The organism is Rhodococcus sp. 05-2254-2 (assembly GCF_002259095.1).
Taxonomy (GTDB): domain Bacteria; phylum Actinomycetota; class Actinomycetes; order Mycobacteriales; family Mycobacteriaceae; genus Rhodococcoides.
Genome location: NZ_NOZJ01000004.1, coordinates 131,440 through 147,901, shown reverse-complemented (window position 1 = coordinate 147,901; position 16,462 = coordinate 131,440). Strand labels below are relative to the sequence as shown.

The following is a 16,462-nucleotide window of genomic DNA, read 5'->3' as shown; positions in this document are numbered from 1 at the left end:
TTAGAGCGGCGAAAGAAGAACGATATGTAACACATTCGTGCATGATGTGCCCATGACTACCAGCGTCGTAGCTGCGACCGAGTCCGGTGTGACCGCGATTGCGGTGTGGACCTTGATTCTCGTCGTCATCGCTGCGCTCGGTGCCGCGTTGGCTGCGCTGAGTGTTCGACGCGTCGGCGCGAAGGAGGAGGTGATGTCGCGGGAGTTGGCGGCGTTGCACACCGCCGTCGATCGTCAAGTGCGTCAGTCCAGCGACAACGACTCGTGGAACCGCGACCAGGTGACCGCGCGATACCAGGAACTACTCTTCGCGCTATCGAACGTCGATCGAGTTGTGGCCGAGGAGATTTCGGCGGCGGTGGTCTCGACTCCGGTCGGTGACCTGAAGGCTGCGACACAGGCATTGGACAAGGCCTACGACCAACTGAATCTGGCGCTCACCGCCGCACTGGTGGTCGCACGCAGGCGCGTCCATCCGTTGGCGCTCGAGTTGTCCACGGGCATCGACCGTCGCGTGTTCGCCCCGCTGGCTCCCGAAACCGGAATCCCCGCTCCGGCACACGAACGTCTGCAGAGCGAGCATGCTTACATCACCAGAATGCATTCGTTGCTGCTGAAGGCGATGCGCGCCGATCTGGGTCTGCTCGATCCCAGCGCCGAGGCGACACTGATCTTCACGACGAAGGAAGTGGAATCCGGTGTACAGGCGGACCGGTCGACGGCAGCCGGCCGCAGTGCCGTGCAGCTGATCGATCTGCTCGAGGACTTCGGTGTGATGCCGCTGCTCGGGGCCGAGGACGACTTTGTCATGTCCGACGCGTTGGTGGTCCAGTGCGAGGAGCTCTACAGCGCGGTGAGTCCGAGCTTCCAAGCGGTACTGCGCCACATCGGCGACGAAATCCATCTCGCGATCAGGCCCGACCTCACCGACGATCGCCTCGAAGAGATCTACGAAATAGCGGTACGACTGGTCGAAGCCGGATTGCGCGGAAACATCCACCGCAGAGACGGATTGGACGGCAGCAGCCTGTTCCTCATCGATCCGACCCACAAGGCGGGAATGGATCGGGTGTAGTTCGGACCTACTGCGCAGTCCCGCGCGAGCGGTGACGGACGAGCACCAACACAGTTCCGATGACCAGCCCCACTGCGGCACCGCCCATCAGGTACGTCGGGGTGTTCGGCCGGATCGGAGCAGACGGGATCTCGGGCTGGTTGCGTATCCCGACCACCGCCGCGGGAGCCCCGCCATCCTCGGGAGCCTCCAGGTCCGCAATCACTGCACTCAACTCTGTGGCCATGGTGTTCGCAATATCGGCCGCGAGCTCCGGCGAGGAATCGGTGGCGACGATGTCGAACACAACGGTCTCTGGCGAGTAGGTCATCGTGACCTTGTCGGCCAACTCCGCCGGAGTGAGATCGAGTGCGAGATCGGCGATCACTGCCGAGGCAACGACCTCGTTCGTCACTAATCCCGCATACGCCGGAATCGCCTGTTGTGAGTACAGGTTTCCCTCGTACACATCAGGGCTGTACTTCGCCCCTGAGGTAGAGACGAACATCTGAGCCCGCGATTCGTATACCGGGGTCACCAACAAGCTGATACCGAATGCCGCGGATACGGAAACGACGACGCACACCGCGACGATTCGCCAACCCGCACCGATGATCGTCCCCACACTTCGCACCCACATCGCGAAGGTTCTCGCTATCAGCTTCCCACCGGCCGGAAGCCCGCACCCGGGGCCCCCGATGCGCTCAGCAAACGCATCGATTCCGACGCCGATGCGTAGGCGGTGGGACTGAGCAACGGAACGCCCGAGGCATGGCTGGCGATTCCGACGAGCGTCGTGCCTGCCACCAGCGGTGCACCCGAGTCTGCCCAGACGGTGACGGCATCGGACATCAGGTCCCCGCCCCGGTTCTCCACGATCGTGCCGCACGTCAGTCCGCTGCCGACGCCGCTTTTGCAGACCGGCTGCCCCACCGATCCGGTCCCGATGTCCGTCACGGTGACTCCGCCCAGACTGGACACGGGCGTGACCTTGGTGGGATCGAGGACGATGACGCCGTAGTCGGGTCCCCAATGCCCGACGGCCGTAGTGCCGACCGGGGCTGCGGGCGATCCGACCAGCGTGACGGGCAGACCCGTACGCAGAATGCAGTGGCCTGCGGTCAGGGCGACGAGTCGGCCCGCGTCGTCGTATCCGACGGCCGCGATGGAGCAGGCGGTGAGGTCGTCGATGCCTCCGGTGGTGACGAAACCACTACCGGGTCCGACGACCGGAAGAGGTGCAGCAGCAGCGGTTCCGGGAGCCATCGCGCTGACGGCCAGGACGGCGGCAGCGAACAGTCCACTGACACAACCGAGTCGAGCTTTCATCATGTTGGGCATCCTTGTCACTTCTCGGGTATGTCTGCAGCGGCCAGCGTGAATTGCACGACGTCGATGCGTGAACTCTTGAATCGCGCCGACGAGCCGGTGAGGTATTGCACGTATTTGTCGTACGTCGCCTCCGAGGACACGGCAATGGCCTCGTCGCGAGATGCGATCAGTTTCTCGGCCCAGGTATCGAGTGTCCTCGCGTAGTGCAACCTCAGAGGATGCTCCCGCAGCAACTCGAACCCGGCGTCGGCGGCTTTCGCCTTGATCACCTTGACGAGCGTCAACTGTCCGCCGGGAAAGATGTCGCGCAGGATGAAGCGGGAGAAGTGCGCATCCTCACGGGTGAGTCCGCCACCACCGGAGGCCGGGTCTGGTGGGGTGATGACGATGGTGTGCAACAACATTCGCCCGTCGGCCGGCAGTACCGAGCGGCACTTCGCGAAGAACGCCGAGTATCGGTTACGTCTGAAATGCTCGAACGCGCCGATACTGACGATCCGGTCGACGGGCTCGTCGAATTCCTCCCACCCCTGCAATCGGATGTCGACGGTGCGCTCGGTCGACAGGTCGGCCACGACGGTGCGTCCGTGCTCGTACTGATTTCTGCTCAATGTCAGACCGATGACGTTGACGTCGTACTTCTCGACCGCCCGCTTGGCGAGAGCGCCCCAGCCACAGCCGATGTCGAGCAACGTCATCCCCGGCTTCAAGTCGAGCTTGCCGAGGGCGAGGTCGATCTTGGCCGTCTGCGCCTCCTCCAGCGTCATGTCCTCACGCTCGAAGTAGGCGCAGCTGTACGTCATGCTCGGGTCGAGGAACAGTGCGAAGAACTCGTCCGACAGGTCGTAGTGTGCTCGCACGTCATCGACGTAAGGCTCCAATTGTTCGCTCATCACGCCACACCTTTCCCCACAGCATCGGTGCCGATCGCTCGGCCTAGTGCACGGGCACCGATCTCGCCCAGCATGTCTTCGTGTTCCACATCGACCCGGTGAATCGACATCCGCCCGCCCACGAACTGCGTCCACTGCTCCGCACCGTGCGAGCCGCGAGCGGCGAAGTAGTGCACCGGCCCCGCGAACACCGCAGGCGCGTACGACGCCACCCAGGTGGGAGCCTCCGCGACGGGACGATACATTCGCCGCAGATGATCCACGGTGAGAAACGCCAGTTCACTTATGTTCTCGCGCAATCGATCCACGATGGTCTCGAACGAGTCACCCTCGACCCCGAGCTGAAGAGCAAGATCGTCGATGCCGAACTCTGCGGCTCCCTCCGGTGCCGAGAGCTGCGCGTCGACGAGCGCCAGCAGCGCGACGTCCTCACCCTCCGACTGCAGTTGCGTCGCAACAGCATGCGCGATCACACCACCGAGCGACCATCCGATCAGGTGGTAGGGACCGTGCGCCTGAACGCCTCGGATCTCGCGCACGTATCTCTCGGCGAACTCCTCGATCGATGCCGGCGCAACGTCACCGTCGGCGATACCGGGCACCTGAAGCCCGTACAGCGGACGTTCGGTCTCCCCGAGCAGCGAGAGGTAGCTCCACGCGATTCCGATGGCCGGGTGCACACAGAACAGCGGTGCGCCCACGCCCTGGGTTCGGAGCGGAAGCACCACCTCGAAGGCACCGTCCGCACCGTGATCGCCCGCGTCGAGTTGTGCTGCCAGGGCCGAGATCGTCGGATGTACCAGCAGCAGACTGATCGGAAGTCGACGGTCGAGCCGGTCCCCCAGCGCATCCATCACCTGCACCGCCGAGAGGGAGTGCCCACCGAGATCGAAGAAATTGTCGTCCACCCCGATGTCCTCACCGGCCACCTGCAGGACGTCGGAGAACACGGCATGTACCAGTACTTCGTTCGCGGAGACCGGGGCACGTCGTTCGGTCGACATGATCGAGGGCTCGGGCAACGTGCTCGCATCTACCTTGCCGGACAACGTCATCGGCAGTGCATCGACGACGGTGACGGTACTGGGCACCATGTACGCCGGCAGTGACCTGGCCAGGAACTCGCGAGCCTCCCGCGGTTCGACGCCTCCCACCACGTAGGCAGCGAGCGACTGCCCTCGACCGATCACGCTGGCCTGACGCACATCTCGGTGACGCAGCAGTGCCGCTTCCACCTCGGACAGCTCGACGCGATGACCGCGAACCTTGACCTGCGAATCGACCCGACCCAGATATTCGAGTTCACGATCGCTACCCCGAACAACGCTGCTTTGAACAACCCAGCGCACCAGATCGCCTGTCCGGTAGAGCCGACCGTCACCGAATGGATCGGCAACGAAGCTGCTTGCCGTCGTTCCGCTCTGTCCCAGATACCCTTCGGCGAGGCCGGCCCCGCCCAAGTAAAGCTCCCCGACGACGTTGTTGCCCACCGGGCGTAGACGGGCATCGAGTACCACTGCGTCGAAGCCGCGAACCGGTCCGCCGATGGTCACCGGTACCGCCGGGCTCCACTGACGCTGGTCCGTGGTGCAGGTGCTCATGACGGTCCCCTCGGTGGGGCCGTAGGCGTTGAACACCGAGCGTCGACGCGACCATCGTTGCAGCAGTGCTGAATTGGCGGCCTCACCGGCCATGACGATCACTCGAAGCGACGGCACGGCCTCCGCGTCGGTCACCTGTAGGACGGTCGGCGTGAGGCACGCATGGGTCACCTGGTGTTGCTCGATGAGCGCTTCGAGTTCGCGCCCTCCGTGCACCTCGGGCGGAACGATCACCGTGCTGGCTCCCGCCCCGACGGCCATCAGTGTCTCGAAGATCGACGCGTCGAAACTCGGCGACGCGAACTGGAGGACCCGGGATCCCGGCTCCACTCCGAAGAGATCTCGTTGGCTCTGCACCAGATTCGCGATGCCTCGGTGCGTCACCCGCACGCCCTTGGGTACCCCGGTGGAACCGGAGGTGTAGACGACGTAGGCCACGCTGTCCAGTGGTGCTTCGCGACCATCGACACGATCGAGCTCGTCGCCGGTGACGCTCATCCAATCGTCACCGACCGAATGGAAATCGGCAGCCGAGATTCCTGTGACCGGGGCAGCGCGCTCGAGGATCTCCTGCACTCGGGCCACGGGTTGAGAGGGATCGATGGACAGGAAGCCCGCTCCGGTCTTGGCCACGGCCCAGATCGCGACGAGGTACTCGACGGAGCGAGGATAGGCGATCGCCACCAGAGCCCCTGGCCGAGCACCTGCGCGTATCAGTCTGTCGGCCAGCGCATTCGATCGTCGATCCACCTCGCGGTAGGTCAGCGATCGCGCCCCCTCGATCACCGCGACATTGTCGGGCCAACTCTGGACTGCCTGCTCGAACACTGCCGCCAGGGTGAGTCCGGGTGCGCTGTCGCGGTGCGAGGTAACAGCCGACGGGGCGTGCCCGAACTCCGCGCTGCCCAGCCGAATGCTCGGCCGCGTCGAGACCAAGTTCAACACCTCGGTCAGGCGCTCGGCGAGTCCGAGAATCACCGATCGCGAGAACCGTGCGGGCGAGTACCCGAGATGGCCGATCAATCCGGCCTCGGACTCTTCGACCAGGACCTCGAGGTCGAACTGAGTGTCCGTGATGTCCACGCGCCGCGGGGTGATCGACGTCGACCCCAGTTCGATTGTCGGAGTTGCCGTATCACCGAAGGCCAGCAGCACCTGGAACAGCGGATGGGTATCGACGGCGCGGGTGGGTTGCACCGCGTCCACCACCTGCTCGAACGGTACGTCCGAGTTCGCGAATGCATCGAGATCCCGGTCGCGGACCGCGGTGACGAAGCCTTCGAACGTCGTCGACGGATCGACCTCCGTCCTGAGCACGACGGTACCGACGAACATGCCCACGAGGTGATCGAGTGCCGGATCGGTTCGGCCACCCACCGGGGTCCCGATGGCGATGTCCTGGGTACCGCTGGCTTCTGCGAGCACGGCGGCCAACGCGGCGTGGACCACGACGAACACCGTTGCGCCCACACGATGCGCGAGCGAACGCAGCAGCGTGAGGGTGTCCGGGCCGACGGAGAAATCCACGGCCGTCGCATCGGCCGAGGGATCAGGGGTTCCGGTCGGCAGGTCGAGGAACTCCGGCACGCCGGCCAGGGTGCGACGCCAGAACTCGAGCTGGTCCGACGCCACGGCGTCGAGCACAGTGCGCTGCCACACTCGATAATCCGAGTAGTCGACGGCGAGAGTATCGAATTCCGGTGTCGATCCGGCCATTCGGGCCAGCAGAGCGGTCTCGACGTCTCGGGCCAGTGGGCGAAGTGAGAGCCCGTCGACCGCGATGTGGTGTGCAACAACGGACAGCACCCGTTCGCCGCCTCGGTCCAGCAGGCCGAGTCGTAGCGGTGCTTCGAGGGTCAGGTCGAAGCCGTGCAGGGCCAGAGCATCGTGCCCTGCGTGAGCATCGTCCAACGTCGACAGCACGATCTGCGGGTCGAGAACAACGGTGACGGGACCGTTCGCGGTCGACGGGTACACCGTGCGCAGCGGTGTATGCCGTTCCAGCACATCGGCTATGGCGGCGCGCAGAACATCGAGGTCCAGGTCTGCCGGAAGCGGTACCTCGACGGCGATGTTGTATGCGGCCGAGGTCGGGTCGTATCGATTCTGCAGCCAGATTCGGCGCTCGGCCGGGGCAAGACCGGGGTACGACCGCGCGTCAGGGTCGTGGACCAGTGCGGGGAGCGGAGTGTAGTTCTCGGACAACAACTCGATCGCCGACGCGAGCTGCTGCGCGGTGGGAGACTCGAAGACGGTCCGCACCGGTACATGGGTACCGAGCGCCGCGCTGATACGGGTTGCGGCACGCGTGGCGACGAGGGAGTCCCCGCCGAGGACGAAGAAATTGTCATCGACGCCAGGATTCTCGATGCCCAGCAGGTCGGCGAAAATTCCGAGTACCACCTCTTGAGCCAGGGTGCGCGCCGCCGCCGGATCGCCCCCATGCAGCGTGTCCGAGTGAAGCGTCTCCGAGTACAGGGCGGCGAGATCCACTTTGCCGTTGCCGGTCAGCGGAATATCGTCGATCCGGGTGATGACGGCCGGCTGCATCGACAACGGCAGCCGGTCCAGCAGCCACTGGGCAGCGTCCTGCCCATCGAGGCCCACCACCCAAGCGTGAATCCTGTTCTCACGGACCGCTGTCACCACTCCACTGACGTCGGGGTGCGCCGTCAGAGCACTCTCGATCTCCCCCAGTTCGACGCGCACACCGTTGATCTGGACCTGGTCGTCTCGGCGTCCGCGGTAATCGAGCATGCCCGACGGCTGCTGCCGAACGAGGTCACCGGACCGGTACATCCGCGTGCCGCCGGGTGCCGCGACGAAGCGCGCGGCGGTCGACGCCGGATCCGAGTGGTAGCCGCGAGCCACACCCGAGCCTGCGAGGTACAGCTCGCCGACGCCCCCGAGTGGCACCGTATGCAACCGGTCGTCGAGTACGAGCGCTCCCACATGAGCCAGCGGCCGACCGATGGTGACCGGTTCCCCGGCACGCAGCGACTCGGCCAACGTGGCGACCACCGTCGCCTCACTGGGACCGTAGGCGTTCAGCATCGACCGCCCGGCCGACCAGTCGTCCACGACGCCGGCGCCCAGCACGTCACCGCCCACGGCGACGGTCTCGATCCCGGGGGTCGGCGGCACGGTGGCGAGCACCGCGGGTGTGGACAGGTAGTGGGTGACGCGATGTGCAGTGAGGAAGGCCGACATCTCGTCCCCGCCGAGTAGGTCCGGCGGCGCGATCACCATGGTCGCCCCGGCCTCGAAAGCGAGGACGAGTTCGAGAACTGCGGCGTCGAAGTTGACCGAGTAGCCGTGGAGCACGCGCGAGCTCGAGGTCACGCCGTATCGCGGAATGACCTGCTGCGCAAGCGCATACACACCCTGATGCGTCACCACCACGGGCTTGGGTGTTCCCGTCGAACCCGATGTGTGGATCACGTAGGCGGGGTGCGTAGGTTGCAGCGCTGCCAGGCGATCCGCATCGGTCAGGGCCAGGTCGCTGAACTGCCGGGCCTGCGTCTCGTCGAGCCAGTACACTGCCGGCTCGGATCCGCCGAAGCCGATCTCGATGTGCCCCAGCATCTGTTCGCGGCGAGCGGCCGGGTAGCGCGGGTCCACGGGCACGAACGCGCCACCCGCCTTCACCACGGCCCACAGCGCAACGATGTACTCGGGCGAGCGTTCGAGGGACAGGGCCACAAGAGTTTCCGGTCCGACGCCATGTGCGATGAGCAGCCGCGCGATCCGGTTCGAGCGAGAATCGAGCTCGGTGTACGTCATCGATTCCAGGCCGTCGATGGCGACAGCACCGGACATGGCTGTGCCACAGCTCAATACATCGAGCAGCGTGCCGTCGATCATCGACGACGGCAGTGCGGGCGTGTCGGCAAGCGCGAGATCACCGACGACAAAGGCCGGGTTCGCGACCGCTGCGTTCAAAAAAGCCAGAATCACCGACGCGAATTGTTCGACGGTGGCCCGCTGATAGAGGTCCACCGCGTACTCGATCTGGCCGGTCGACGATGCCGAATCACCCTGTTCGTCCGCAAGCACGAGCGTCAGATCGAATTCCGAGGTGCGGGTGGGTATCTCGAGCACCGAGACGGGCAGGTCCTCGACCGATCGGTGCGGCGCATTGTCGAATGCCAACATCACCTGGAACAACGGATGCCGGTCGAGGGATCGATCGGTCGCCAGGGCGTCGACGATGCGCTCGAACGGGACGTCGGAATGCGAGAAGGCATCGAGATCTGCCGTGCGGACTACATCGAGCAGGGACGTGAAACTGTCCGACGGGTCCACAGTGACTGCGAGAGGCAGGGTTCCGACGAACATCCCCACCATCTCGTCGAGCGCTTCGTGTCCACGCCCGGCCGTCGGAGACCCGACCACCACGCGGTTCGAGGTGCCGAAGCGGCTCAGGGCGGCGGCCACGGCGGCGTGGACCACCATGAACGTGGTCGAGTTGGTCGATCGAGCCAGCTCACGAATACCCGAGTGCAGCTGCGACCCGATCTCGAACGGAACTGCATCCGTTCTCATCGATTGCACCGCAGGCCTGGGGAAGTCCGCCGGTAGCTCTGCTGCCGCGGTTTCGGTATCACCCAGAATTGACGACCAGAACGAGAGCTGTTCGTCGGCAACCGAATCCACCACTGCCCGGTTCCATACCGAGTACTGGCCGTACTGGGCGCGCAGGCGCGGCCAGGTGGGCGCGTGACCCGCTGCCCGAGAGGCGTGGGCGAACGCGAAGTCGCGTACGAGTGGGTCGACCGACCACCCGTCCATCGAAATGTGGTGCACCACCACCACGACCACGGTGTCGCCGGATTCCTGCACGTTCAGAAGCGTTGCGCGGATGGGTACCTCGGCCGACACATCGAAGCCCTCGGTCGCGACCACTGCGACAGCGGAGTCCAGATCCCGCTCGGAGACGGTGCGCTCGGGTACCTCGACGAGGACGGTATCGGTGGGCCGCACAACCTGCCGCGGACCGTCGTCGTCGGCCGGGTAGTAGGTGCGCAGGGCTTCGTGTCGCTCGATGACGTCGCGCAGAGCCGTCAGAACCATCGCGGGATCGTCACCGGCTCCGACTCGTACTGCCACGGGCATGTTGTACGCGGGCGATGCGGGATCGAACTGGTTGAGGAACCACAGCCGCTGCTGCGCGTACGACAGCGGGATACGGCCCGGCAGAACGGTATCGAGTAGTTCGAGTGACTGCTCGGAAGCAGAAGACGCGTCGATGGCCGCCGCGACTGCGCGGACTGTGGGGTCGGCGAACAGTACGGTCAACGAGATTGCGGAACCGAGGCGTGCGAGAACGCGGGTAGCGCTGAGCGAGTCACCGCCGAGCTCGAAGAACGAGTGCTCGCGCCCCACCTTCTCGACACCGAGGACGTCGGCGAAGGCTCCCGCCACGGTGCGTTCGGTATCGGTCTGCGGCGCGACGTATTCGGTATCGACGAATGCGGTGGGGGCCGGCAACTTACGACGGTCGACCTTGCCGCTCGCGGTCATCGGCAGCGCATCCAGAACCACGACGGTGCTGGGAACCATCCACGCGCGCAGGCGGTTCCGGAGATGACCGTCCAGCTCCGCCGAGCCACCGGTGACGTACAGAACGAGTCGGTTCTCGCGCACGACGGCCACAGCCGCGGTCACTCCCGCACACGATGCTGCCGCGGATTCGACCTCGCCGAGTTCGACACGACGCCCGTGCAGCTGGATCTGCTGATCACTGCGGCCGAGGTACTCCATCGTGGACCCGTCGAACGACCGACGGACGATGTCTCCCGTGCGATACAACCGAGCTCCGGCTGTCCCGGGGTCTGCGACGAACCGCGTCGATGTCACACCCGGCTGCCCGCTGTATCCGCGGGCCAGTCCGTCGCCACCGAGATAGAGCTCGCCGACGCCTCCGTACGGCGTGGGCCGCAGGTGCGCGTCGAGCACCAACGCCCGCACACCTGGCAGGGGCGCGCCGATGGTCACCCGTTCGGCGGCGCGCATCGGGTCGGACAATGTGGCCAACACCGTCGTCTCGGTCGGTCCGTAGGCGTTGCGCATCGTTCGATCGGCCGAGACGAACCTGTCCCGCAACGCGGGCGGGCACTCCTCACCTCCGACGTCGAAGACCTCGATGGAGCTGAGGTCGTCCGGGTCCAGAGTGGCCAGCACGGTGGGCGAGGTGATCAGGTGCGTGATCTTCTCGCGGTCCAACACGCCGGCGAGGGCAGGACCGGCGTAGACGTCGGCCGGGGCGATCACCAGGGTGGCACCTGCAGCGAACGCGGCAAGGAGCTCCTGGATGGATGCGTCGAAGACCGGCGAGGCCGCCTGCAGTACGCGCGAGTCGGGGGTGACGGCGTATCGGTCGACGACGTTGGCTGCGAGTTGCGCGAGCCCGCGGTGAGTGACGCTGACGGCCTTGGGTTTACCCGTCGACCCCGAGGTGTGGATGACGTAGGCCTCGTTGTCGACGTGCAGGGTCGGCGGCGTGAACGCTATCGGGTCGGCGTCGAGCAGGTCCTCGATGAGCAACCATCGGACAGTGCTCGGAAGGTGGTGCACACCGGCACGAGTCGTGATGCCGAATTCCACGTGCGCATCGGCGAGCACTGCAGCCAACCGGTCGGCGGGCTCGGTGGGGTCGAGTGGAACGAACGACGCACCCGCGAGTGAGACCGACCACGACGCCAAAAGGGATTCGTAGGAGCGTTCGATCGCGACGGCAATCCGCTTCTCCGGGCCTGCGCCGATCGAGACGAGTTGCGCAGCAATGTGTTCCGCAACCCTGGTGAAGTCGTCACTGGATTGATCGACTCCGGTGGCACGCACCACCGCGCCGGTCGTCAGCAACGAGGGCAGCAGTGCGGGGACTGCGGTCGTCGCGGACTGTGCACCGAGCAGCGCTGCCTTCTCAGTGACATCGAGCACCTCCAGCTCGGACACCGCGAGGCCCTCAGGTGCGTGGACCACCTCGCGCAGGAGTGCCAGGAACCGTTGGTGGTGGGCTGCGAGCTCGTCGGTGCTGTAGAGGGCAGGGTTACCGAGGAAGTCGACGCGGGTGCTCATGCCTGCGACACCGGGGTAGACGTTGACCATCATGTCGTCGATGGGTCCGCTGGAGAGCACGCGGTATTCGCCGATGACGTCGCCGAGCCGAATTGTGCTGTTGTACATCATGATGTTGACCGTGGGGCCGAACACCCCGCGTCCGGCAGCGGCGCTGCCGGTACCGTCGCCGGTCGCCCGTTGCATGTCCTCGACGCGGAACCGCTGATGGCGAAGTGCGCCGGTGAGTTCCACCTGAATCCGTCGAAGGAGTTCCTCGACGGTGACGCCTTGTTCGACGCCGATGCGCAGCGGCACGACGTTGGACATCATGCCGGACGATTCCCGCAGTTTGGTGGTCGCTCGGCCCGATACCGGCAGGCTGAGCATGACGTCGTCGGTGTCGGTCATGCGCGCGAGATAGAGCGCGAACGTGGCGAGCACAACGGGGACGTCGGAGGAGTTGTACCGATGCGCCACTGCCGCAACGGCTTCGGTGAGGTCTGCGTCCAGCACAGCACCGACGCTGACCGTCACTCCGCTGGGAGCGGCAGGTTCGCGTGGGCTACCGGCCAACCTGGGGGCCTCGAGGTGGCCGTCGAGGCGTCCGAGCCAGTACTGGCGGTCGGTCTCGTAGCGGGAGGAGTTGGGGTACGCGGCCTCGTAGTCGTAGATCTCCCGCACTCCGATGGCGCGGGTCCTCGGGATCTCGGTGCCCGTGATCAACGCGGTGTACACCGCAGCGGTGCGCTCCTGCACCGAGATTGCACCGAGTCCGTCCATCACGATGTGGTGAGCCCGGCTGTACCAGTAGTAGTGGCACGTACCCACCTGGATGATCTCGGACGCGATCAGTTGGTCGCGAACCAGATCCACCGGTTTCCGGTACTGCTCGTTCATGTAGCGCTGGGCATCGTCGATGGGATGCTCGCGGTCGGTGAAGTCGCGGTAGATCATCGCGTACGGCACTCGCAGGTCCGACCACTGGTACGGGTGGCCGTCGTCCACGCCGATCCGCACTGCAGGCGATTCGAGCCGTCGGCAGGCGATGTCCGTCGCACGAATCAGAACGGACGGGTCGATATCGCCGCGGATCTCGACGTATTGAGCGATGGTGAACGGCACATCCGGGGCCAGCTGCTGAGCGAGGTAGATGTTCATCTGAGCAGCCGACAGAGGGAAGCGGCCATCCTCGAACCGATCGTCCGCCTCTGGCGACACTCCCCGACCTCCTCAACGCACGCACCCTGACGGCTTCGATTCGGCCGGCGGCACCGCTCATCGACGTCGATCTTTTCATCGCCCACTACAAACTAGTCGACACACTGTGAATGCTCTACCTGGATCGAAGACAGGTACGCCAGATCGACCACTCCCCTTTAGGCTGTGCACTCGAATACATTTCCTCGACCGAGAGGCCACCGACGATGGCAACCAGTTCCACCGATACCCGGGGTCGGAAATCGGGCAGAAAGCGGCCCATTCTCATCTCGGTGGGGGTATTTCTGGTCATTGTCATCGCTTTTGTGGTGTGGCTCGGTTTCGAGGCCTATTCGGCGCAGTCGAGTTTGACTGCCACTCGCGACTCGGCCACACAGGCCAAGGACGCATTGCTCGACGGCGATTCGGCCGGGGCCGAGGCCGCAGCGGCTCGCGCCTCCGAATCCGCCGACGATGCGGTCTCGGCGACGACGTCCATCCCGTTTTCGATAGCCAAAGCCGTTCCATACCTTGGTAGTCCCTTGAAATCGGTAGCGCAGATCAGCGACGTGGTGCAGGGATTGGCCGACGACGTGCTCGCCCCGGCGTCGGCCGCGGGCGCGAGCTTGAATCCGAGCAGCCTCGTCGAGGGCGGCGGCAAGGTGGACACCGCAGCACTGCGGGACGCTCAGCCGGTGCTGGAGCAGACTTCCGCGGCGGCCGACGAGCTCAGTGAGCGGGCCCAGCAGGTGGACGAGCCCGCCTTCCTCGGCGTGGTGGACGAGGCTCGCACGTCGTTGATCGATCAGACTCACGAACTCGCGACTCTGCTCACCAACACCCGGATCGCCAGTGAACTGCTGCCGTCGATGCTCGGCGACAACGGCCCGCGCAGTTACTTTCTCGCATTCCAGACCAATGCGGAGGCTCGGGGCACCGGCGGGTTGCTCGGTGGCTACGGCATCATTCGGGCCGAGAACGGCACGGCCCGAGTCGATACTCTCGGCAGCAACAATGAACTCGAATTTGCGGAGCAGCCCATCGATCTGGGGCCCGAATACAACGCGCTGTGGGCTCCGCGAAACACCACCACCGACTTCCGGAATTCGAATGCGAGCCCGCACTTTCCGTATGCCGGTCAGATCTGGTCGTCGATGTGGACGGAGCAGACGGGTGAGGTGCTCAACGGCGCCATCGCTACCGACCCGATTGCGTTGAGCTACATCCTCGGTGCCACGGGCCCGGTCACGTTGGCCGACGGTGAGCAGATCACCGCGGAGAACGTCGTCGAGATCACCCTCAGCACAGCGTATTCCAGGTTCGGCGACGACCAGTTGGCTCGCAAGGCATATCTGCAGGAGATCGCCGCAGCAGTGGTTCAGAAGATGACCACGGGTGCGGCACCCACCCGATCTCTGCTCGACGCGGTGGGCCGCGCCGGCAGTGAGGGCCGCATCTCGGTGTGGAGCGCAGACCCGGCCGAGCAGGCAATTCTGGCCGGCACCAAGGTGGGTCACGTGTTGCCGGACAGCCCGGCCCCGTACGCCAACGTGGTGGTCAACAATGCCGGCGGCAACAAGCTCGATTACTACCTGACCCGCGACATCACGTATTCAGCCGAATCCTGCACCGCGGGTACCCGCAAGTCAACAGTGACGGCAACGCTGACCAACAACGTGGATCCGGCGGGCCTGACGTCGTACGTGGCGAGCACGTTCCAGCCGACGGTGGAGTACGGGACCAACGAAGCGATCGTTTATCTGTACGGCACTCAGGGCGCGAAGATCACGTCGATGAAGGTCAACGGCATCACGGGATTCTCCATCCAGGCCGGCACCGAGCTGGGCCGGCCGGTGCAGGCTGCGTACCTCACCATTCCGCCGGGCAAGTCGCAGACCGTGACGTGGGAACTCGAGGAGCCGTCGGCTCCCGGCGAGGCAACGGTGCCCGTGCAGCCTCTGGTGGATCAGCCCACGGTGACCATCGACGTTCCGGAGTGCTGACTTCTTGTGAGATCACGCAAACCGTGGCCGCAGACTTCTGGTGCTTTTGAAAACAGGGCAGACGACGTCACGTATCCCTTCTTGAACCGAATCGGCTATCCGTTGAAGAAGATCTATGTGATGTCGGTCACGTGGCAACGAATTCGCTAACCAATCAGCCTGGATGCGGTTCGACAGCCAGTGCCAAATGCCGCTCATTCGGTGAGCCCAAGTCGTCATTCAACCGACGCAGCAGGAGCGCGGAAATGCGGCGAGTGAGGCATAGTTGCGTCGATGAAGCTGGGGGAATTCTTCAACATCCGCGCCAACAGCCTGAACTCGTTGCGCCTACTGTTCGCGACACTGGTGATCGTCTCTCACTCGTGGCCCGTGGCAGGTTTCGGACAAGACCCACAGTTCGGAGACCTGAAACTCGGCGAGTTCTCCGTCGCCGCGTTCTTTGCGATCAGCGGATACCTCATAACAGGGAGCCGTCTTAACAACGACCTCGTCTCGTACTTCAGGGCACGTGCGCTCCGCATCTACCCCGGCTTCTGGGTCTGCCTCGTCATAACGGCGTTCGTTGCAGCGCCGATCGCGGGAGCAGTGCGCGGGGGGTGGACCTTCGAAGAGGGGTTCAGCTACCTCTATAGCAACGTCACCCTGCTCATGCGGCAGTGGACAATCGGTGGAACTCTCGACGGAGCACCATGGCCGGACGCGTGGGACGGACCGCTGTGGACCCTGATATACGAGTTCGGCTGCTACGTGTTGATAGCGGCGTTATTCGCCGTTAGAGCATTTCGGAATCGCTGGGCCGTCCTGACTGTATTCGCCGCGTTAACCGTTTTGAGCGCGGCTCACAAACTCGGCCACTTCCCCGACAACACGAAGGCCGTGAACGCTCTCCTGGCGACGTATTTCTTCGCCGGTGCCACCGTGTTCATGTTTCGTGATCGAATCCCAGCGTCGCCGGTTGTGTTTGCCGGCGCGCTCGCGATCGGAATCACCGCAACTGGCTTCGGCTGGGGCGCAGCCGTGGCACCTCTACCGATCGCGTTCGCTTGCCTGTGGATCTCCGCACAGTTCCCCCGACTTCTGGTCGAGCACATCGGCGACGGCTCGATCGACATCAGTTACGGCGTGTACGTTTACGGATGGGTCGTACAGCAGCTCGTTGTTCTCGCCGCTCTCCATGAGCTCGGAGTGTGGGCGATGGTCACGGCCAGCATCATCGGCACAGTGCCACTGGCGCTCGCGAGTTGGTTTCTCGTGGAGAAGCCCGCCCTGCGATTCAAGAAGACCCGACCGCCCATCGCCGCACGCTCAAGTGCGGCTTGA

General features: G+C 64.7%; 7 protein-coding genes. 3 read left to right on the top strand and 4 right to left on the bottom strand.

The features are described 5' to 3' along the window. The first annotated feature begins 52 nt into the window (after positions 1–52). Complete coding sequence (locus CH283_RS06700; RefSeq protein ID WP_094640689.1) at positions 53–1,075, top strand: hypothetical protein; 1,023 nt, start codon at positions 53–55, stop codon at positions 1,073–1,075. Positions 1,076–1,082: 7 nt separating this feature from the next. Here the strand turns inward: CH283_RS06700 and CH283_RS06695 are convergent, their stop codons facing one another. From CH283_RS06695 to CH283_RS06680, 4 genes are read right to left on the bottom strand one after another with little or no spacing between them, the layout of a single operon-like run. Continuing rightward, positions 1,083–1,679 (bottom strand): YveK family protein, encoded by a 597-nt coding sequence (locus tag CH283_RS06695; protein ID WP_176460183.1) that lies wholly within the window; start codon positions 1,677–1,679, stop codon positions 1,083–1,085. Positions 1,680–1,711: 32 nt separating this feature from the next. Further along, positions 1,712–2,386 (bottom strand): hypothetical protein, encoded by a 675-nt coding sequence (locus CH283_RS06690; RefSeq protein WP_094640858.1) that lies wholly within the window; start codon positions 2,384–2,386, stop codon positions 1,712–1,714. 14 nt (positions 2,387–2,400) lie between these two features. Continuing rightward, positions 2,401–3,279, bottom strand: coding sequence for a cyclopropane mycolic acid synthase family methyltransferase (locus CH283_RS06685; protein WP_094640687.1), 879 nt, complete (start codon positions 3,277–3,279; stop codon positions 2,401–2,403). After that, positions 3,279–13,160 (bottom strand): non-ribosomal peptide synthetase, encoded by a 9,882-nt coding sequence (locus CH283_RS06680; protein WP_094640686.1) that lies wholly within the window; start codon positions 13,158–13,160, stop codon positions 3,279–3,281. Before CH283_RS06680 ends, CH283_RS06685 begins: the two co-directional genes overlap by 1 nt. A 206-nt stretch (positions 13,161–13,366) precedes the next feature. Here CH283_RS06680 and CH283_RS06675 point away from each other — a divergent pair, with 206 nt between their 5' ends. Together CH283_RS06675 and CH283_RS06670 are read left to right on the top strand one after the other, a co-directional pair. Then, positions 13,367–15,142 carry a DUF4012 domain-containing protein gene (locus CH283_RS06675; RefSeq protein WP_094640685.1) on the top strand — a complete coding sequence of 592 codons (1,776 nt, stop codon included), beginning with the start codon at positions 13,367–13,369 and terminating at the stop codon, positions 15,140–15,142. A gap of 273 nt (positions 15,143–15,415) precedes the next feature. Then, positions 15,416–16,462: an acyltransferase family protein gene (locus CH283_RS06670; protein WP_094640684.1), complete on the top strand. Its 1,047-nt coding sequence runs from the start codon at positions 15,416–15,418 to the stop codon at positions 16,460–16,462.

What these genes read in the sequence shown, in the direction of transcription:
- CH283_RS06700 (WP_094640689.1), top strand. Translation starts at nt 53, where the DNA reads ATGACTACCAGCGTCGTAGCTGCGACCGAGTCCGGTGTGACCGCGATT.
- CH283_RS06675 (WP_094640685.1), top strand. Translation starts at nt 13,367, where the DNA reads ATGGCAACCAGTTCCACCGATACCCGGGGTCGGAAATCGGGCAGAAAG.
- CH283_RS06685 (WP_094640687.1), bottom strand. Translation starts at nt 3,279, where the DNA reads ATGAGCGAACAATTGGAGCCTTACGTCGATGACGTGCGAGCACACTAC.
- CH283_RS06670 (WP_094640684.1), top strand. Translation starts at nt 15,416, where the DNA reads ATGAAGCTGGGGGAATTCTTCAACATCCGCGCCAACAGCCTGAACTCG.
- CH283_RS06690 (WP_094640858.1), bottom strand. Translation starts at nt 2,386, where the DNA reads ATGATGAAAGCTCGACTCGGTTGTGTCAGTGGACTGTTCGCTGCCGCC.